Genomic DNA, 19479 nt, shown 5'->3' on the forward strand with positions numbered 1-19479 from the left:
TTGGCAATTGATTTGTGTGCGATCTATATGCCCGATGCTTTTCCGCCTGTCAATCGCTTGCAATTAGATCGCCCACAAATTATTTTACGGGAAAGGAGACAACCATGACCGACACTCTACCCGACGACGACGCAAGCCTGCCAGACGTGACCGGAATGCTCTGCTTTTCGCTCTACTCCGCAGGCCACGCCTTCACCCAGCTCTACAGACCCTTGCTGGACGAGCTCGGCCTTACCTATCCGCAATACCTGGTGATGGTGACGCTGTGGAACCGTGACGGCCAGAACGTCAAGGAACTCGGCCAGGCCCTGTTTCTGGATTCCAGCACGCTGACGCCCCTCTTGAAGCGACTGGATGCGGCGGGCCTGATCACCAGGACCCGCAATCCCAAAGACGAGCGCGAGGTCCTCATTCATCTGACGACAAAGGGACAAGCGCTGCAAGCCTCGGCAAGGGATGTGATGCGCTGTATCGAGGAGGCTGTCGGAATGGACGCAGACACAGTCAAAGCCATCAAGGCCTCGGTGGACAAGATCCGGGACAAGATCAGGCAATAGGGCCGCAATAGTGGCCGCGAGTCAGAACCGCCTCCTAAAAGGCAGTCTCGAATCATGCTCCGCCTGTCTTGTCAAATTCGGGCCGCTCAAACGCGCAAACGGGGATCGGTTGCTCTTTGTCCAACCTGCGGATCTCGACGAGGCAGGTCTGGGCGCCACAGCCCTGAGAAAGCGACGAGGCAGGCACATCCATGGTCACAGCGTTGGGATTGCCATGACGCTCGATCTTCCTGTCATGGTCCATATCGAACCAAGCGCCGGTGGAGAGGCGTGCGACGCCCGGCATGATTGCGTCTGAGACGATTACCGCCGAAATCAGGCGGCCGCGGGCATTGAAGACCTCGACCAGATCGCCGGCCTCGATACCGAGTGCGGCGGCGTCCGTGGGGTGAATGTGGATCGGTTCGCGGCCGCAAACCTTGCCAGCCTTGCTGTGCGGGCTGGCATCCAGCTGGCTGTGCAGCCGTCGCACGGGTTGATCAGAGATGAGATGCAGGGTGGATGCCCGTCTGCCAGAGAGACTAAGCCACTCCGGCGGTTCAAACCACGTGGGATGGCCTGGACAATCTGCCAACGAAAACCCGTCGATCGTCTCGGAAAAGATCTCGATGCGCCCCGATGGCGTAGACAGGGGATATTGGTCGGGGGCCGCACGAAAGTCCTTCAGCATCACGACGGGTGCCGTGTGCGAGCTTAGATCCAGCAGGCCGGCATGCCAGAACTCATCGAAATCGGGCAGGTCGACATTCAGGGCCGCAGCGTTTTCGCGGCTGACGTCGTAAATGCGCCGCAGCCACGCCGCCTCGTCAAGGCCTTCGGAAAAGTCGACGCCAAGCCGCTTCGCCAAGGCATCGAAGATGTCGAAATCACTGCGCGACTGACCGAACGGATCCTCCACCTTCTTCATCGCCACGATGAAGTCCTCGCCGCTTGAGGCGGCGATGTCGTTGCGTTCCAGCGGCGTCGTCACAGGAAGGACAATATCGGCAAGCTTTGCGGTCGACGTCCAGTACGGCTCGTTGACGACGATCGTCTCCGGCTTTTCCCAGGCCGTCAGCAGCCGGTTGAGATCCTGGTGATGATGGAAGGGATTGCCGCCCGCCCAGTAGACCAGCCTGATATCGGGATAGCCGTATACCTTGCCGTTATAGGTGAAATTTTTGCCCGGATTGAGCAGCATATCGGCAATGCGCGCCACCGGAATGAAGGTCTTGACCGGGTTTCGGCCTTGCGGGAAATCTCCGAACTTGAAGCGAATATTGTCATGGCCGACGGAATTCATCGCGCCATAGCCGAGGCCGAAACCGCCACCGGGCAGACCGATCTGGCCGAGCATGGCCGCAAGGGTAATCAGCATCCAGAAGGGCTGCTCGCCATGCACCGCCCGTTGCAGAGACCAGGAGACGTTGAGCATCGTCCGTCTTGCGGCCATTTCCCTGGCGAGCGTCACGATGCGGTCTGCCGGCACGCCACAGATTGACGATGCCCATGCGGGTGTCTTGGGGATGCCATCCTCCTGCCCCAGGAAATAGGGCCTGAACCGGTCGTAGCCGACACAGTGGCTGTTGAGAAATTCAAGATCGGCAAGACTCTCCGTGTCCAGCACGTAAGCCAGGGCCAGCATCAGCGCCACATCGGTATTGGGGCGGATTGCCAGCCATTCGCTTTCCACCGGCATATTGTCGGAGACGGGGCTGATGTTGACGAAGCGCGTGCCGGCCTGCGCCATGCCCCGCATTCCTGCGACGACGCGATGACGGCCGGGGCCGCCCTGGGATATCTGGGCGTTTTTCACGGGCACGCCACCAAAGGTGACGAACAATTCCGTCTCCTTTGCCATCACGTCCCAGGACGTATGCTGATTGAAAAGGCTGCTGAAACCGTCGATCACATGCGGCAGGATGACCTTGCCCGCCCCCAGACTGTAACTGTCGACATGGCTGACATAGCCGCCGATCAGGTTCAGGAAGCGGTGGACCTGGCTTTGTGCGTGATGAAAGCGACCGGCGCTTGCCCAGCCGTAAGATCCGCCAAAGATCGCCTCGTTGCCGAATTCTTCGCGGATCCGCTGGAACTCACCGGCCAGAAGATCAAGCGCGACATCCCATTCAACCTCGACGAACGGCTCGCGCCCGCGAAGATGAGGGTTGGAACCCGGACCGTTCTCCAGCCAGCTCTTGCGGATGGAAGGCTTTGCGATCCGGACCTGCCTGAGGTCGTTGGACGCCATGTGGAGGCCGATCGGTGACGGATCCGGATCTTCCGCGGTCGCCGTTATGGACAAGTCACCATTGCCGCTTCGGGCAATGTCGTAAACGCCCCAATGGCTGGCAGTGTGGACCTTGCTGCTGGGTAACCCGTGGGGGAGCTTCACTTCACGGCCACCAACTGCGCTTCGCGCCGGCCAAGGGCTTCGAGGACGATACGTGCGCCGTCTTCTATCGCGTGCTCGATCGCCGCGCGCGCCTCCTCGGCCTGCCCCTTCTGAAGGGCCTGCATCAGATCGTCGTAGTTGTGGTGCTCATTCGATGCCGACTGGGCTTCCGGATAAAGGTAATTGAAGCCGGGGCCAGCCTTCAGCCACAGCATTTCAATGACGCCGAGCAGGGTCGGCATGCGGGCCGCCGCATAGAGTACGAAGCGAAACTCCTTGTTCAGCGTGAGCGCCAGATGCTGATCCTTGTCGGCCTTGGCCGTGAGGTATTTCTTCAACAGCGCCTGCATCTGCCCGATGTCCTGCGCACCGATCTGGGTGGCCGCCTTGAATGCGGCAAGACCCTCCACCGATTTGCGGATCTCGGAAATCTCTGAATACTGGGCGACAGTCATCGTCGGCACACGGAAGGACTGTGCGGGCTCTGCCGTCAGGACACCGGAGGCTGCAAAGCGAACAAGCGCCTCCCGCACGGGCGTAATGCTCATGCCAAGCGATTCAGCCAGATCCTTCGTGACCAGCCGCGTTCCGGGCTCCAGTCGCCCTTCGATCAGAGCCGCGCGAATTTCCTCTTCAACATGGGTGACGAGGCTCTTTCTGGGGGCTGCGTTGAACAAAGCTGTACTCACATCTTCCTCACTTTTGGAAAATTTGCCCGTTTTTTAACACGGATTCAAAATTGCCCATATCTTGCTCAGAGAGAATATATCATATATCGTCATGCCATCAACAGCCCGCCAGCACGAGGCCGGAGGGCGTGACGTGGATATGAGATACAAACCCCAGAGGAAGTGAAGGCCCGATGAGAAAATTTGCCGCTCTCGCTCTTGCAGCGTCAATGCTACTGCCCATCACCGCTGCAATTGCAGAGGCTGCCAACCTGACCGTCGGGCGCGGCGCCTCCACCACCGCCATGGATCCCGGCTTCCTCAAGGAAAGCGCGACGATCGTCGATAACATCTTCGATACGCTCGTCATGCGCGACAAGGATATGAAACTTGTTCCGGGCCTCGCCACGTCCTGGACCGCCATCGACGACACGACCTGGGAATTCAAGCTGCGTCGCAACGTGAAGTTCCACAATGGAGAGGTGATGGATGCAGAGGCCGTCAAATTCACCATCGATCGCGTTCTCGATCCGGCCGCAAAGTCACCGACCGTCTCCTATATCCGCACGATCGACAGCGTCTCTATCGTCGATCCGCTGACGGTCCGCATCAAGACGAAGGGTCCCGATCCGCTCCTGCCAACCCGCATGAGCCGCTACCCCGCCTATATCGTTCCGCCGAAATACGTAAAGGACGTCGGCAATGACGTCTTCGCCCGCAAGCCCGTCGGCACCGGCCCCTACAAGTTCGTCGAATTCATCCCGGACCAGCATGTTATCCTGGAAGCCAACAAGGATTACTGGCGCGGCGCCCCTTCGATCGACAAGGTGACCTGGCGTGCAATTCCGGACGGCACCGCCCGTATTACGGCGCTTCTGACCGGCGAAGTCGATCTGATCGAGAACGTGCCGGTCGATATCGCACCGATGGTCAAGGCGAGCCCGGATGCCGATCTCGTGCAGGTCAAGAACGGTGGCCTCACCATCTATCTCGGCCTGGTGATGAGCGAGAAACCGCTGGATAACGTCAAGGTCCGCCAGGCGCTCAACATGGCGATCGACCGCCAGTCGATCGTGACCAACATCCTGCAGGGCATGGCCTCGCCGCGCGGCACGCAGGTCGGTGCCGCCGACTTCGGATACAAGGATGTGCCGGTCACCCCGTATGATCCGAAGAAGGCAAAGGCGCTGCTTGCAGAAGCAGGCTTCCCGAACGGCTTCTCGATCAAGGTGCAGTCGACCCACCGCTACATGAAGGACAGTGAGGTGGCCCAGGCGATTGCCCAGCAATTCGGCGATATCGGCGTCAAGGTCGATCAGGAAGTCCTCGACTGGTCCGTCTATACCCAGCAGGTTCCCCGCAAGGGACCGATCTTCATGCTCGGCTGGGGCTCCACCCAGACGCTGGATGCCGACGCTGCGGTCTATGCCATCTTCAAGACCGGCGAACCCTATTCCACCGCCTCCATTCCGGCATTGGACAAGCTGCTCGATGAAAGCCGCTCGATCGTGGACCCGACCAAGCGGGCGGCAGTTTTCAACCATATCCAGGATCTTGCCGTCGAACAGGTACCCGTCATCCCGCTCTACCAGGAAGATGCGCTTTACGCCAAGGCGAAGTCGGTGACTTTCGAGGGCCGTCCGGACGCGCGTATTCCGATCTTCGACATCAAGAAGCAGTAAGGTCAGCATGACACGGTTCTGGAATGTCAGGGAAAACGCGGACGCCTTGTTCGCCGGGTTCCTGCTGGTAACGGTTCTGGCGCTCTGCGTCCTCGTGCCACTGCTATGGCCGATCGATCCGGTGCGCGGCACCCTTACCGCGACATTCAAGCCCCCACTCTCCGTCATCGGCGGAGAGTGGCATCCGCTGGGAACTGACCAGCTCGGGCGAGATCTTTTCGCCCGGCTGGGACTTGGCACGGCGATATCGCTGTCCATCGTTCTCGCCGCCTCTGCCATCTCGGTGGTGCTTGGCACGACACTCGGCATGATCGCCGGTTATTACCGCGGCTGGTTCGACATCATCATCATGCGCGCCGTCGACGTCCAGCTTGCCATTCCGTTCATTCTCCTCATCCTGCTGATCGTTGCTGTCATCGGCCCCAGCATGGGAAATCTGGTTGTCGTGCTCGGCGTCACCGGCTGGGCGGTCTTTGCCCGTGTCGCGCGGGCAAAGACGCTCGAAATCCGCGAGCTGGAATATATCGACGCCTCACGCTCCATCGGCCTGTCGGACATGGTCATCATCTTTCGCCATGTCCTGCCCAACATCGTCGGGCCGATCACGGTCCTGATGACACTCGACCTGCCGCGGCTGATCATTCTGGAAGCCTCCGTCGGCTTTCTCGGGCTGGGCGTGCGGCCGCCGACCCCGACGCTTGGCAACCTGATCGGTGAAGGCCGCGCCTTTATCCTGCTCGCCAACTGGCTGGTTCTCTACCCGGGCCTCGTCATCGGCGCGCTGGTGATTGGCTGCAACCTCATCGGCGACTGGCTCGTGCGGCGTGCCGACAGCAGGAATACGTAACCCATGAAGACCCTGAGCTTCATCACCGGACGCGCACTGCAAGGCCTCGTCGTCATGTTTGGCGTCTCGGCCATCGTCTTCTTCGCCCTGTTTCTGACCGGCGATCCGGCGGCAATGATGATGTCGCCGGACGCTTCGCGCGCAGAACTCGAAGCCTTCCGTCAGGCCATGGGCTTCAACGATCCGATCTGGGTCCAGTATGGCCGCTTTCTCGCAAGCGCTTTAACCGGCGAACTGGGAACCTCCTTGCGCTTCCAGCGTCCGGCGCTCGGCCTTTTGATCGAACGCCTGCCGGCGACAGCCCTTCTGGCCATGACGGCGCTGCTGTGGAGCTCGCTGCTGGGGTTCGTGCTCGGCACCATCGCGGCCATTCGCAAGAACAGCGCCATTGATTTTGCCATCCGCATCATCTCGCTGCTCGGCCAGGCCATTCCCGTCTTCTGGCTGGCATTGCTGTTGATCATCTTCTTCTCGCTGAAACTGCGCTGGTTGCCGTCGAGTGGCATCGGCTCGGCTGCGCACCTCATCATGCCGTCGATCGCGCTCGGCGCCTATTATCTCAGCGCCATCACCCGCCTGGTCAGGGCGAGCCTGATCGAGGTTCTGGGAGAAAATTACATCCGCACCGCGCGCGCCAAGGGCATTTCATCGTGGCGGATCATCGTGCACCATGCGCTGCGCAACGCGCTGATCCCGGTCATCACCGTCCAGGGCATGTATTTTGCCTCGCTGCTGGGAGGCGCGCTGGTCACCGAGATCATTTTTGCATGGCCGGGCATCGGGCGTCTTGCCGTCGAAGCGATCCAGAACCGTGACTTCCCCGTCGTGCAGGCCGTCGTCTTGTTTGCTGCCGCCGTCTTCGTCATCGTCAACTTTCTCGTTGATCTCGCCTATGTCTGGCTGAACCCGAGGATCAGGCTGTGATTTCAGACGCGACATTCGAGGCCGCCCTCGACCTGACAAGCCAATGGTGCGCCATTCCATCGGTCAGGGGGGATGAAAAGCAGCTGCGCCGTCAGGCCGACGCCGTCACCGACTGGTTGAAGACGGAGCTCGGCGCATCGATTGTCTCCGCAGCATCCTCGCGCGGTCGCCCGCCGGTGCTTCACGCCCGCCTGGATGTCGGGTCACCGCTGACTGTCATCCTCTACAACATGTATGATGTAATGCCGGCCACGCCGGAGGGCTGGTCCGTCGATCCATTCCAAGGCGGCATCGTCGCTCTCGACGGCATCGGCGAAAGTTTCGTCGCGCGTGGCGCGGAAAACAATAAAGGACCGCTTGCCGGCATGCTGCATGCCATCAAGGCACTGCTGGATAGAGGCAAGCTGCGCGTCAATGTCGAGATCCTTGTCGATGGCGAGGAAGAAAGCGGCAGCGGCGCGATGCGTGACTATCTCGCCGATCCCGACTGCGCCGTGCGCACAAGCGCCTCCGCCATCTTCCCGTCCTTCTGCGAATATGGCGGCGGGGCGCCGCGCGTTTATCTCGGCTTTTCGGGCATTGCCAAGGGTGAAGTGCGTGTCGATGGCGGTCCGTGGGGCGGGCCGAAGGCAGCCATCCATTCCAGCAATGCACCTTGGATCGCCAACCCCGTGAGCCGCCTGCTCGAGGCCTTGTCCCTGATCGGCAAGCCGCCGACCGGGGAACTGGCGAAAATTGTCCTCAATGACGAAGCGATCGGCATCGTCAGCACACTGGCGAGGAACTTTGATCCGGCGGCAGAACTGCGCTTCCGCAACACGGAAGCCTTTTCGCTGGATGGCAATGCGCAAGTGCTGCTCGAGCATGTGCTGTCTACGGCATCCTTCAACCTGTCGAGCCTGGAAAGCCTGCCGCTGCGTGCAGACGGCGTCATCCCGCATGGCGCCCGCGCAAGCTTCGAACTGCGCACGCCACCATCGCTGGACCCCGCCGATTTTCTCGCCGACTACCGCCGGATGCTGGGTGCCGTCCCTGGCGCGGTTCTCAATGTCGCCGACAGCTATGCGGGTTTTCGCTTTGCCGCCGATGCGCCAGGGGTTGCGGCGCTTCTGAAAAGCTACGAGACGACGGCGAATTCCGTGCCGCAGATCTGGCCCTGGGCGATCGGTGCCGCCCCGGCCTATGCCTTTGCGCCGCACGCCCAATCCTTCCTGCTCGCGGGTGCCGGCCGCGGCGGCAATGCGCACGGGATCGATGAATTCATGACGCTCGAAGGGTTTCGCCGCTTCATGCAGTCGATCGCGACTTGGCTCGACCTGATGGGCCGAGAGGCTGAGGCCGCATGAGCACGATCCGTCATCTGTCTCGCGACGATGCCATCAAGGCCGGCGCTCTCGATTGGGCGGCTGCACTCGATGACGTGCGCGCGACGATCCGGCTCCTGCGCGACGGAAAGGCGGGCATGGTTGCCGAAAGCGTCATGCCGCTCGGGGCCGACCCGCGCAACAAGGCCTATGGCCTGCCCGCCTTCGTCGGCGGCGCGTATGACGCCGCGGGCCTCAAATGGACCGTGCACCGGGCCGAACCGATCGGCGATCTGCCGAGTATCAGCAGCACGACCATCATCAACCGCCTTGCCGATGGGGCACCCATCGGGAGCGTCGAGAGCGCCCTGCTCACCCGCATGCGCACAGCCGCCGTGTCGGCCGCGGCAATACGGGCGTTGAAACCCGGCGGCCTACGCTCCGCTGCGCTCCTCGGGGCCGGTGCTCACGCGCAGACGCATCTCGACATGCTGCTGTCGTTGTTTCCCAAGATCGAGACGATCCATCTCTGGAACCGCACGCCGGCGCATCTCGACAGGTTGATCGGCGAGGCCAGTTCCTCCTCAGCAACCCGGCTCTTGCCCCACGCCGATCTCGCCGAGGCCGTTGCAGACGCCGATGTCATCATCTGCTGCACATCGGCGCCTCAGCCGTTCATCGGCCCGCCCATGGTGCAGCCCGGCAGGCTGATCATGCAGGTCGGTTTCCATGAGGTGATGTTCGAAACGATCGCGGCGACCGATATCGTCACCGTCGATCTCTGGGGTGATTTTGCGGAAAAGAGCGCCAAGAGCCTATTCCAGATGTATCGCGTCGGCCAGTTTCCGGCCGAACGCGTGGCGGCGGACCTTCCAGCCATCCTTCTGGATGGCTGGAAGCCACCGGCGGATGCATCGCTCTATTTTTCGAGCTTCGGGCTCAACGTCTTCGACATCGCCTTTGCAGCCCGCATCCTCAAAAATGCCCAGGCCCTGAGCATCGGAACGCTGCTGCCCTCCATTTGATCAATGCCCATACAAGGAAACGGCCATGCTCATCACTGCCGCCGAACTCATCAGCAAGCTGCCGGAAGGCCGGCTCGTTCCTGTCGATGTCCGCCCGGAAACCGCCTGGCGCGACGCCAGCATTCCCGGCGCGGTAAGCCTTAATGTCTATGACTATTTCATTCCCGAAAGCGACGAGGCGGGCATTGCCGGCATGGCCGCTGGCGCTCGCGAGGCTTTTGATCGTCTCGGTCTGGGCAAGGATCGCGTGCCGGTCTTTTTCGAGGAGCAGACGGGAATGATCTCGCCGCGCGGCCTATGGTTCTACGAACTGGTCGGGCTCGAAGGCGGTCTCATCCTGGATGGCGGCATCGAGGCCTGGAGAGCGGCGGGCGGCGATATCGCTCCGGGTGCGGGCACACCGGATGCCATCCGGCAATCGGACGGCGATGTCGCCTTTCATCGTGAACTGGCCGCGTCCACCGATGAGGTTCTCCGGCATGAAGCCGACATCTTCGACGTGCGCCGCCGCACGGAATTCGAAGGCACCTTCTTGCATCCCTGCTGCGCCCGTGCCGGCCGTATCCCGCATTCGCATTTCGCCTTCTACGAGGACATGCTGCGGGACGGGAAATACCGTCCCGCCGACGAGATCCGCGAGATCGCCGAAAGGGCCGGCCTGTCACCGGATCGCGAGATCATCACCTATTGCCACCGCGGTGCCCGTGCGGCGACAGCACTTTACGGCCTGAAGCTGGCAGGCTTCGACAAGGTGAAGATCTATGTCGGCTCCTGGCACGAATGGGCCGGCAATGCGGCCCTGCCCCTGGAAATCGGCCCGGCCGAGGAAGTCTAGCTAAAGCCAGCTTTGGATCTCGATCGGGCTGCCATCGCTGAAACGTGAGAAGCGGAACGGCGTCGGGTCGACGCAGGGCGTCCGGTCCGTCGCGATTTCCGACAAGAGGCGCCCCGCCCCAGGACCAATGCCGAAACCATGGCCGGAGAAGCCGGTGCCGATCACAAGGCCCGGCAGCGCCTCAACCTTCGAGATCACAGGGATCACATCCGGCATGGTATCGATCATGCCGCCCCATTTCTGCAGGATCGGCACGTCGCGAAAGGCCGGGATGCCGACCTTCAGATGGGCTTCGACCCGTGCCAGCAGGTCCAGATCCGGCGTCGGATCGAGCACCCGGATCGTCTCGTAAATGCTCTTTTCGTCCAACCCGCGATGGCGGTATGCGACCAGTTCGTCGAAAAACGGCCTGCCGAAGCGCAGTTTCAGCGATTTCCGCTCCAGCCGGAAGGCCGGCATGAACTCCCTGAAGAAGCGAAAACTGTCCGGCACGATATCGGCGAGGCTGGTGGCCGAGGACGCGACGGTGAAACCGCCATCGAGCCGCTTGCGGATGGCGAAATCCGAAAAGCCCATTGTCGTCTCGATCCCGGCATCGACAGGTGCCGTCCGTAATACGGAAGAAAGAACTTTCAACTGCGGCAGGCGCACCCCATGCCGCGAGAGGAAATGCGAAGACCAGGCACCGCCGGCAACGATCACCGTCGAGGCCCGTATGCGGCCCTTCTCGGTCACAACGCCGGAAACCCTGCCCGCTTCGATATCAAGACCACGCACGGCGCATTGCTGAAGAAGGATGGCGCCCGCCGCCTGTGCTGCGGAGGCGATGGCGGGTGCGGCAAGCTGTGGCTCGGCCCCTGCATCTTCCGGCACGTGGAGGCCGCCCAACACCGTGCGGTTGAGATCCGGCACGAAGCCTGCGACCTGCGCAGGATCGAGGATTCTGGCATCAATGCCGAATTCGCGCGCAGCCAGCGCCCAGCGCTGATGGCGGTCGCGCGCCTCGGGCGTCTTTGCGGCATAGACGATCCCGCGCCTGCGATAGCCCACATCCACCCCCGTTTCCTGGCGCAACGTGTCCCAGATGGCGTGGGACTGCAGCATCAGCGGCAGCTCGCGCAGATCGCGGCCGGCAAGCCTCACCCAGCCCCAATTGCGGCCGGACTGTTCGCCGCCGATCTCGCCCTTTTCGAGAAGGGCAACGCGAATTCCTTGCCGGGCGAGAAAGAAGGCGGCGGAAACGCCGATGATGCCGCCACCGACGATCGCCACATCGACCGCATTGGGGTGCGTTTCGGAATCAGCGACCGGGGTCATGGCCGGGCCGCGATGAAGGAGGGGAGCGTTCATGTCAGTAGCAGTCTTCCACGCTGAAATGCACCGGAATTTCGGCAATGCTCGCTGTCCTGGGAAGTTCGAGGACCATATGGACGATCCGGGCTAGATCCTCCGGTTGGGTCAATTCCGTGCTGTCGCGACTGGCGAGCGCATTTCCCATGTCGGTCGCGACAAAGCTCGGACAGATGATCGTCGAACGAACACCGCTATCCTTGCCGCACTGGCGAAGGCCATGCCCCAAGGCGACCGCTGCGAATTTCGACATGGCATAAAGGCCGGAGCCCGCGGATTTGACCCGCTTGCCGGAGAGAGACGCGACCGTCACCACGCGGCCGGCGGCTGCCTTTTCCAGATGCGGCCAGGCGCGTTGAGAAAGCCGCATCGGCGATTTGACATTGACGTTGAAGATCAGGTCGAAGTCGGCGTCCTCCGCTTCCAGCACGGATTTCGGGATCATCATGCCCGCATTGTGCACCAGTCCATCCAGCCTGCCGAAATGGCTGATCGTCTGATCCACCCAGGTCCGCTCGCTTTGCAGATCGAGCGCATCGAAACGGCAGACCAAGGCATTCGGATTGCCGGCAAAGACGGAGGCTTCCGGCGTGCGCAGACCAAGGCTCACGGCCCAGCCTTCGGCAAGAAGCTTTTCCGCGATGGCAGCGCCGATCCCGCGCGAAGCGCCGCTGATCATCGCAACCCGGTTTGGCGTCGACATGTCTCTATTCCCTTTTCCCAAGCATCAGGCCGCGGCTGCCGCGTTGCCCCAATCCTCGCCGAACACCTGCACCAGATGCCCGGGCGACACTTCGCGATAAGCCCGCTTCGGCACGACATAGGACAAGGGTCTGACGGGGCTCTTGATCTCGTCATTGCTGAGGCCGCGACGGATGCCACGCCGGCTTGGGTCGGGGATCGGCACCGCTTCCAGAAGGCGCCGCGTATAGGGGTGCTGAGGATTTTCAAAGATCGAGCGGCGCGGCCCGATCTCGACGATCTCACCCAGATACATGACCGCGACGCGGTGGCTCATCCGCTCGACCACCGCCATGTCATGCGAGATGAACAGATAGGCAAGGCCCATGCTTTCCTGCAGGTCGAGCATCAGGTTGATGACCTGTGCCTTGATCGAAACGTCAAGCGCCGACACCGCCTCGTCCGCAACGATGACCTGCGGCGCCATGGCAAGCGCCCGGGCGATACACAGGCGCTGCCGCTGGCCGCCGGAAAACTCGTGCGGGAAGCGACCGGCCATGTCCGGCTGCAGCCCGACCTTGACCATCAGGTCGGCCACCTGTTCGCGGGCGTCCTTCTTGTCCGAGGCAATATGATGGGTAAGCAGCGGCTCTGCAATCGCATCCCCCACCTCGATGCGCGGATTGAGCGACGCGAAGGGATCCTGAAAAATCATCTGGATATGGCGGCGCATGTCGCGCAGTTGCTTGCCGGAGAGATCAAGGATCTCCCTGCCCTCAAGCTTGACCGATCCGGAATTGGCATCGAGCAGGCGCATGATCGCGCGGCCCGTCGTCGATTTGCCGCAGCCGCTCTCGCCGACCAGCGCCAGAGTTTCGCCCGCCTTCAGATCGAAGGAGACGTTCTCGACCGCATGCACCCGGCCCGAAACGGCGCCCAGAAACCCACCACCGATATCAAACCGGGCGGTGAGATCGCGGACCTCAAGCAGCGGAACCGGTTCTGCCGATACCGTATCTGCAACAGCAGGCATCTCGACAGGATCACCGCTTTCCACATCGATCAGCGGGAACCGGGCCGGGCCGGGCTCGCCAGCCATTGAACCGAGCTTCGGCACCGCGGACAGGAGTGCCCTGGTATAGGCGCGCTGCGGATCGGCAAAAATGTCTTCCGTCGCCCCGCGCTCAATCGCTTCGCCTTTGTACATGACGATCGTGCGGTCGGCAATTTCGGCGACAACGCCCATGTCATGGGTAATGAAGAGAACGCCCATGCCCTCCTCTTCCTGCAAGAGCTTGATGAGTTCGAGGATCTGCGCCTGGATCGTCACGTCGAGCGCCGTCGTCGGCTCGTCGGCGATCAGGAGGCGCGGACGGCAGGCCAGAGCCATGGCAATCATGATGCGCTGACGCATGCCGCCCGACAGCTGGTGCGGATATTCCTCCATGCGCTTTGCCGCAGACGGGATGCGAACCTTCTCCATCAGCGCGAGCGTTTCCTTGACGGCCGCCTTCAAGGACAGGCCGCGATGGGCGACAAGCACTTCGGAGATCTGATCGCTGATCGTCAGCGACGGGTTGAGGCTGGTCATCGGCTCCTGAAAGATCATCGCGATGCGATTGCCCCGAATGTCGCGCATCCTGCCTTCGGGAAGCTTCAGCAGATCTTGCCCCTCCAGCCTGACCTCCCCGTCGATGCGGCAGGTCGCGGGCTGATAGAGACGCATGAGCGACATTGCCGTCACGCTTTTGCCCGACCCGCTTTCGCCAACCAGCGCCACCGTCTCTCCGGCAGCGACATCGAAGGACACGTCGCGAACAACCGGCAGCCAGACGCCCTTGCGCCGGAACGAGGTTTTCAGGCTGGACACGCGGATGACGGGCTCTGCCATATCAACTCCTTTCGAGGTCGTCAGACGGTCGGTGGGTACATCTGCCTCAATCTGTTGCATGCCACAAATAAAAGCACCTTGCCAGTCAGGATACAGGATATATGATATATTTTGATTGCATGCGCCGACACGCCGACAGGCAGTGGTCGAGACACGAGGAGCATTTCATGAAACTTGAAGACATCCCCCGCCTCTCCCTCGGCTTTTTGCCGACACCGATCGAAAAGATGGAGCGGCTGAGCAGCGAGCTCGGCATCGCTCTCTCTGTAAAGCGCGACGATTTCACGGGCTTCGGTGGCGGCGGCAACAAGGTGCGCAAGCTCGAATATCTGATGGCGGATGCGGTTGCGCAGGGCGTGAACGTGTTGATCACCACCGGGGGACATCAGTCCAACCATGCCCGCATGACCGCGGCCGCCGCCCGCAAATTCGGCATGAAGCCGATCCTCGTCCTGCGCGGCAACCGCCCGGATCTGTACCAGGGCAATCTGCTGCTCGATCACCTGTTCGGGGCCGAGATCGATTTCCTCGATCCGGACGCCTATTTTACTGAGATCAATCCGCGCATGGATCATCACGCAGCGGAAGCCGAGGCGCGGGGCGAGAAGGCCTATATCATCCCGCTCGGCGGCGCGTCCGCACTGGGCGCCATGGGCTATGTGAACGCCGTGAAGGAACTTGCCGAGCAATATGCCGCCGCGGGCACCGCGACGCCCGATTATATCGTGGCGCCGGTCGGTTCGGGCGGCACGCTGGCTGGCCTCCATGTCGGTTGCGCCATGTTCATGCCGAAGACGGAAGTGATCGGTATCGCCGTGACCGGGAGTGCCGTTCCCTTCAGCGAGCGTATCGCCGTGATGGCCAATGCGGCAGCCGAGCTTCTCGACTATGACCGGCGCTGGACGGCGGACGAGATCCGCATCGAGAATGACTATATCGGCCCCGGCTATTCCATTCCCTCCGAGGCCGGCAATGCAGCGATCAAGCTCGCCGGCAACAAGGAAGGCGTGCTGCTTGACCCGGTCTACACCGGCAAGGCCTTTGCCGGCATCATGGGCTGCGTCGAGGCAGGGAGCATCGCCAGGGGGAGCTCGGTCCTCTTCATCCATTGCGGCGGCTCGCCCGCCCTCTATCCCTTCGCCGGTCAGCTGACCAGCGATCTCACCACCGCAACGGTAGGCTGAACCATGGTCTACCGCATTGGATGTGACGTCGGCGGCACTTTCACCGACCTTTGCCTCTTCGAAGAGGAAACCGGCAAGACCTTCTTCGTGAAGACGCCAACGACGACCGGCCATCAGGCGACGGCCGTGGTCCATGCCGCCCGCACGGCGCTTGGCATGGCTGGCATCGCCGCGGATGAACTGTCCGGTTTTGCCCATGGCACGACCGTTGCCACCAATGCGATCCTGGAGCGGCGCGGCGCCCGGACCGCGCTTCTCATCACCCGCGGCTTTCGCGATGTCCTGGCCATCGGCCGCCAGACGCGTGCCCATCTCTACGATCAGTATGCACGCAAGCCGGAGCCGCTCGTGCCCCGCGAATTCGTCTACGAGATTGGCGAGCGGCTCGCGCCGGACGGCACAGTCACTGAAGCTCTCGACGAGGAGACGGTCCGTGGCGCCATCAGCGCCATGCTCACCGCCGGTATCGAGACCGTCGCGATCTCGTTCCTGCATTCCTACGCGAATCCGGCGCACGAACGGCGTGCGGCCGACATCGTCCGCGCCATGGCGCCAGACCTGAAGATCTCGATCTCCTCCGACGTTCTGGCGGAGCCTGGCGAGTTCGAGCGCACCTCGACGACAGTCATGAACGCCTATCTGATGCCGCCCTTGAAGGACTATCTCGAGCGCATCGCCAATACGCTGGTTTCCGACGGCGTAACGGTGGAACCCGCGATCATGCAATCGGGCGGCGGCGTCATGCCGATCGAAACCGCAAGCGGCGTCAAGGCTGTTCATACCTGCCTGTCCGGTCCGGCAGCCGGGATGATCGGCGCCCGCCGCTTCGCCGAAGCCGCCGGCTACAAGAATGTCGTGACGATCGACATGGGCGGCACCAGCTTCGATGTCGGCCTGATCGAGGATGGCCAGATCCTCACCCGCTACGAGAGCGAGATCGAGGGCTTTCCGCTGCGCGTGCCGATGTTCGACATCATCACGCTCGGCGCCGGTGGCGGCTCCATCGCCCATGTCGATGCCGGCGGCCTCCTGAAGGTCGGTCCGGAAAGTGCCGGCGCAAGACCAGGCCCCGCCGCCTACGGCAAGGGCGGTGAGCGCCCGACCGTGACCGACGCCAATGTCATTCTCGGTCGCCTGCGACCGGGCCGCGAGATCGGCGGCGGGATCGTCATCGACAGGGAGAGGGCCGCAAGGGCCGTGGAAACCCACGTCGCCGGTCCGCTCGGCATCTCCGTTGAAGAGGCGGCGGTCGGCATCCTGCAGGTGGTCAACGCCGCCATGGTGCGCGGCATGCGGCGCATTACCGTGGAACGCGGGCTTGAGCCGCGGGATTTTGCCGTCATGGCCTTCGGCGGCGCCGGTCCGTTGCATGCGGTCGATCTCTGCGCCGAATTGGATGTCGAGACCGTCATCGTGCCGCCCTCGCCGGGCCTGCTCTGCGGGATCGGTCTCCTGCTTGCGCCGTGGAAGCACGACGAGACATCGATGATCTCCGGCCTGACCGATGGCATGTCCAACTCCGATATCCGCACGGCGATCGAGATACTGGTCAGCAAGATCATCGACCAGGCGAACAACGACAGGATCGACTTCAAGTCGGTGACGCTGGCTCCCGTCCTGGAAATGCGCTATCGCGGCCAGGGTCACCAGTTGCCGATCCACTGGACCCCGGATGGGCTTGACGCTGCGGTGGAGGCCTTTCACCAGGCCCACCAGCGTAGCTTCGGTTACGCCCGACGCGGGGAGAGCATCGAGATCTCCATGCTGCGTCTCAGCGCCAGCGCCCCACCACCATCCGACCGAATGCCGGTTCCCACCATCACCGCCAGCGACGACCCGGTGATCGCTCGCTCGCCGCTGTGGTTCGAGGGCGCCATGGTCGAGGTTCCGGTCTACGACCGCGCCAAGCTCGCGATCGGAACAGAACTTCAAGGACCGCTGATCGTCGAGCAGCATGACACGACGTTGATCGTCGGAGCCCAGACGCTCGTCGTCGATAGCCATGGCAATCTCATCATCAGGATGCAGAAATGAAGAACGACACCATTCTGGCCGAAGTCGTCCGCCACGGTCTGCAGGCGGTTGCGGAAGAAATGGGGGCGGCCCTGATCCGCACCGCCCATTCGATCAACATCCGCGACCGTCGCGACTTTTCCTGCGGCGTTTTCGATGCAAAGGGCCAACTCATCGCGCAGGCCGAGCACATTCCCGTCCATCTCGGCCTGATTGCCGGCGTCGTCAGTCGCACGATCGAAAACCTCGGCGAAGACATCGCCGCCGCAACGATGGTCGTCACCAATGATCCCTGGCTGACCGGTTCGCACCTGCCCGACGTCGTCGTCATAGCGCCTGTCGACGCCGAAGACGGCCGCCGCCTTGGCTACGTCGCCAACATGGCGCATCAGGTCGATCTCGGCGGTTTCGCGCCGGGAAGCCTGGCGCTCGGCACCGTTGATATCACGCAGGAAGGCCTGCGCGTGCCGCCGATGGTGCTGATGCGCAATGGAACGGTGGAGCATTCGACGCTTGCGCTGTTCAAGCTGGCGAGCCGCACGCCCGACATGGTGGCGGGTGATCTTCTGGCCCAGGCCGCCGCCAACACGACCGGTGCGCGTCGTCTCGCCGCCCTGATCGAACGCACAGGAGAGGAGCGGTTTCACACGGCCGTGACGACCTTGCTCGCGACCACCGAAAAGCGATTGGAAAACGCCTTTCGTGCCCTGGAAGGGCGCAAAGGTCAGTTTTCCGATACGCTCGAATGGCATGAGGCCGGGACAGATGTGGATCTGACGGTCGCGGTCAACCTCACGATCACCGATGGCACCTTGCATGCCGACTTTACCGGCACGTCCGGACAGGTGGCGGGACCGGTCAATGCGCCGGTCTTCCTCACGGCAAGCTGTGTGCTTTACGTGGTCAAGGCCATGCTCGATCCCGACATCCCCTCGAATGCCGGACTGTTTCGCCGGATCGTGCTGAAGACCCCGGAACGATCGATCGTCGATGCTGCAGCGCCCTCGCCCGTCGCGCTCTGCACCTCGATCACCAGCCAGCGCATCACCGATGCCCTGATCGGCGCGTTCAACCAGATCCGGCCGGACACGCCCATAGCCGCATCGACCGGCAGCATGAATGCGCTCATCCTCGGGGGCACAGATCCGGCAAGCGGCCGCTCCTACTCCTACGTCGAAACCTATGCCGGCGGCCAGGGAGGCCTCCCTGGTAAGGCCGGCGCCAGCGGCGTCCACTGCCACATGACCAACACCGCCAATTCGCCGGTGGAACTGATCGAGCGTGCATATCCTCTGACGGTCCTCGACTATGGCCTGATCGATGGAAGCGGTGGCGCCGGAGTATTCTGCGGCGGTCTCGGTCTTCGAAGAACCATTCTCGTCAATGCGGATTCGGTTCTCACGGTTCATCTCGACCGCACACGGCACCAACCCTGGGGCGTCATGGGCGGATCGCCGGCTGCAGGCTCCCGCATCACGATCGCGGACGAGGCCGGCGAGCGGCACCTCCCTGGAAAGAGCACAACCCGCATCAAGGCCGGGACCACAGTCAAAATGGAAACGGCCGGAGGCGGAGGTTGGGGGAGCGTCTAGAAAAAAAGCAGGGTCGGCAGATCCGCGATTGCGGGATACGTTGCCCGGCAATGTGAAACCTCCAGGATATGCGGGCTTGTCCTAGGTGACGAACGCGGCCGGCTCAACGATCGCTTCATTCCTCGGACGGCTTTCGGTTTCGAACGACAACGAAGGTGTCTTGCGCATTGCTGGCCCGTGCCCCTCCATGTGCCGGCGGCTGGCGACGATCAGCCGATGGGCTGGCGACCGAGTTGGTTTTAAGCAACCGACCCGAGTGGAAATCGCGGGCGACCATCCCGTCAACTGAACCACGTTGGGGACAGGATCCGTCTGGCGTTGACTGGTCAGGTGTTGATCAGGCGGCGACCATCACCCGAACGAGGCCGTCATCAAGCAGAACGCGAGCCTCGGACCGTTGCGCGTCGTTGGAGCGCAGCTGCGTCTTTGAGACGGTGATCTTCCGTCGCGCGGCTCCGTCATCGCCTGAAAAATTCAAAGCACTTCGGTTCTTCGTTTTTGATTATTTCTGAAAATAGAAATATGTGCAAAAATAGAAGTTAGATGCAATAC

15 protein-coding genes are annotated in these 19479 nt (G+C 62.2%); 10 read left to right on the top strand and 5 right to left on the bottom strand.

From position 1 onward, the window contains the following. Window positions 1-104 precede the first annotated feature (104 nt). On the top strand, window positions 105-557 hold the full coding sequence (locus ACEXP3_RS22805; RefSeq protein WP_377299492.1) for a MarR family winged helix-turn-helix transcriptional regulator: 453 nt from the start codon (window positions 105-107) through the stop codon (window positions 555-557). A 52-nt stretch (window positions 558-609) separates the two neighbouring features. Here the strand turns inward: ACEXP3_RS22805 and ACEXP3_RS22810 are convergent, their stop codons facing one another. Continuing rightward, window positions 610-2787, bottom strand: a complete 2178-nt coding sequence (locus ACEXP3_RS22810) for a molybdopterin guanine dinucleotide-containing S/N-oxide reductase (RefSeq protein WP_377299493.1) — start codon at window positions 2785-2787, stop codon at window positions 610-612. A 140-nt stretch (window positions 2788-2927) separates the two neighbouring features. Further along, complete coding sequence (locus ACEXP3_RS22815; protein ID WP_377299494.1) at window positions 2928-3620, bottom strand: FCD domain-containing protein; 693 nt, start codon at window positions 3618-3620, stop codon at window positions 2928-2930. A gap of 209 nt (window positions 3621-3829) precedes the next feature. Here ACEXP3_RS22815 and ACEXP3_RS22820 point away from each other — a divergent pair, with 209 nt between their 5' ends. Genes ACEXP3_RS22820 through ACEXP3_RS22845 form a run of 6 tightly spaced genes read left to right on the top strand, consistent with a single transcriptional unit; the run spans window position 3830 to window position 10216 of the window. Beyond that, window positions 3830-5281, top strand: a complete 1452-nt coding sequence (locus ACEXP3_RS22820; protein WP_377299495.1) for an ABC transporter substrate-binding protein — start codon at window positions 3830-3832, stop codon at window positions 5279-5281. Window positions 5282-5288: 7 nt separating this feature from the next. Continuing rightward, a complete protein-coding gene (locus ACEXP3_RS22825; protein WP_143125965.1) occupies window positions 5289-6128 on the top strand; it encodes an ABC transporter permease in 840 nt (279 codons plus the stop codon). 3 nt (window positions 6129-6131) lie between these two features. Next, complete coding sequence (locus tag ACEXP3_RS22830; protein ID WP_210107114.1) at window positions 6132-7052, top strand: ABC transporter permease; 921 nt, start codon at window positions 6132-6134, stop codon at window positions 7050-7052. After that, entirely contained in the window at window positions 7049-8398 is a 1350-nt protein-coding gene (locus tag ACEXP3_RS22835; protein ID WP_377299496.1) for a M20 family metallopeptidase, read from the top strand. Before ACEXP3_RS22830 ends, ACEXP3_RS22835 begins: the two co-directional genes overlap by 4 nt. Further along, entirely contained in the window at window positions 8395-9381 is a 987-nt protein-coding gene (locus tag ACEXP3_RS22840) for a hypothetical protein (RefSeq protein WP_377299497.1), read from the top strand. Before ACEXP3_RS22835 ends, ACEXP3_RS22840 begins: the two co-directional genes overlap by 4 nt. A gap of 25 nt (window positions 9382-9406) precedes the next feature. Further along, the gene (locus ACEXP3_RS22845; protein ID WP_377299498.1) at window positions 9407-10216 is read left to right on the top strand and encodes a sulfurtransferase; all 810 of its coding nucleotides are present in this window, start codon (window positions 9407-9409) and stop codon (window positions 10214-10216) included. On the opposite strand, the gene ACEXP3_RS22850 is transcribed toward ACEXP3_RS22845, so the two are convergent. The 3 genes from ACEXP3_RS22850 to ACEXP3_RS22860 are packed head-to-tail and all read right to left on the bottom strand — an operon-like array spanning window position 10217 to window position 14138. After that, a complete protein-coding gene (locus tag ACEXP3_RS22850; RefSeq protein ID WP_377299499.1) occupies window positions 10217-11566 on the bottom strand; it encodes an NAD(P)/FAD-dependent oxidoreductase in 1350 nt (449 codons plus the stop codon). It lies immediately after the preceding gene. A gap of 1 nt (window position 11567) precedes the next feature. Next, entirely contained in the window at window positions 11568-12269 is a 702-nt protein-coding gene (locus ACEXP3_RS22855) for an SDR family NAD(P)-dependent oxidoreductase (RefSeq protein WP_377299500.1), read from the bottom strand. Between the two features lie 24 nt (window positions 12270-12293). Beyond that, window positions 12294-14138: an ABC transporter ATP-binding protein gene (locus tag ACEXP3_RS22860; protein ID WP_377299501.1), complete on the bottom strand. Its 1845-nt coding sequence runs from the start codon at window positions 14136-14138 to the stop codon at window positions 12294-12296. 167 nt (window positions 14139-14305) lie between these two features. On the opposite strand from ACEXP3_RS22860, the gene ACEXP3_RS22865 reads away from it, so the two are divergent. The 3 genes from ACEXP3_RS22865 to ACEXP3_RS22875 are packed head-to-tail and all read left to right on the top strand — an operon-like array spanning window position 14306 to window position 18927. Beyond that, window positions 14306-15322 (top strand): 1-aminocyclopropane-1-carboxylate deaminase/D-cysteine desulfhydrase, encoded by a 1017-nt coding sequence (locus ACEXP3_RS22865; protein ID WP_377299502.1) that lies wholly within the window; start codon window positions 14306-14308, stop codon window positions 15320-15322. Window positions 15323-15325: 3 nt separating this feature from the next. Beyond that, a complete protein-coding gene (locus ACEXP3_RS22870; RefSeq protein ID WP_377299503.1) occupies window positions 15326-17356 on the top strand; it encodes a hydantoinase/oxoprolinase family protein in 2031 nt (676 codons plus the stop codon). Next, window positions 17353-18927, top strand: a complete 1575-nt coding sequence (locus ACEXP3_RS22875; protein WP_377299504.1) for a hydantoinase B/oxoprolinase family protein — start codon at window positions 17353-17355, stop codon at window positions 18925-18927. Before ACEXP3_RS22870 ends, ACEXP3_RS22875 begins: the two co-directional genes overlap by 4 nt. Window positions 18928-19479 lie beyond the last annotated feature (552 nt).

This window comes from Neorhizobium fuzhouense (assembly GCF_042611105.1).
GTDB classification, from domain to species: domain Bacteria; phylum Pseudomonadota; class Alphaproteobacteria; order Rhizobiales; family Rhizobiaceae; genus Neorhizobium; species Neorhizobium galegae_A.

Coding starts and splice junctions, on each gene's coding strand:
- ACEXP3_RS22840 (WP_377299497.1), top strand. CDS start 8,395: ATGAGCACGATCCGTCATCTGTCTCGCGACGATGCCATCAAGGCCGGC.
- ACEXP3_RS22805 (WP_377299492.1), top strand. CDS start 105: ATGACCGACACTCTACCCGACGACGACGCAAGCCTGCCAGACGTGACC.
- ACEXP3_RS22820 (WP_377299495.1), top strand. CDS start 3,830: ATGCTACTGCCCATCACCGCTGCAATTGCAGAGGCTGCCAACCTGACC.
- ACEXP3_RS22810 (WP_377299493.1), bottom strand. CDS start 2,787: ATGGCGTCCAACGACCTCAGGCAGGTCCGGATCGCAAAGCCTTCCATC.
- ACEXP3_RS22870 (WP_377299503.1), top strand. CDS start 15,326: ATGGTCTACCGCATTGGATGTGACGTCGGCGGCACTTTCACCGACCTT.
- ACEXP3_RS22860 (WP_377299501.1), bottom strand. CDS start 14,138: ATGGCAGAGCCCGTCATCCGCGTGTCCAGCCTGAAAACCTCGTTCCGG.
- ACEXP3_RS22830 (WP_210107114.1), top strand. CDS start 6,132: ATGAAGACCCTGAGCTTCATCACCGGACGCGCACTGCAAGGCCTCGTC.
- ACEXP3_RS22875 (WP_377299504.1), top strand. CDS start 17,353: ATGAAGAACGACACCATTCTGGCCGAAGTCGTCCGCCACGGTCTGCAG.
- ACEXP3_RS22845 (WP_377299498.1), top strand. CDS start 9,407: ATGCTCATCACTGCCGCCGAACTCATCAGCAAGCTGCCGGAAGGCCGG.
- ACEXP3_RS22855 (WP_377299500.1), bottom strand. CDS start 12,269: ATGTCGACGCCAAACCGGGTTGCGATGATCAGCGGCGCTTCGCGCGGG.
- ACEXP3_RS22850 (WP_377299499.1), bottom strand. CDS start 11,566: ATGAACGCTCCCCTCCTTCATCGCGGCCCGGCCATGACCCCGGTCGCT.
- ACEXP3_RS22825 (WP_143125965.1), top strand. CDS start 5,289: ATGACACGGTTCTGGAATGTCAGGGAAAACGCGGACGCCTTGTTCGCC.
- ACEXP3_RS22865 (WP_377299502.1), top strand. CDS start 14,306: ATGAAACTTGAAGACATCCCCCGCCTCTCCCTCGGCTTTTTGCCGACA.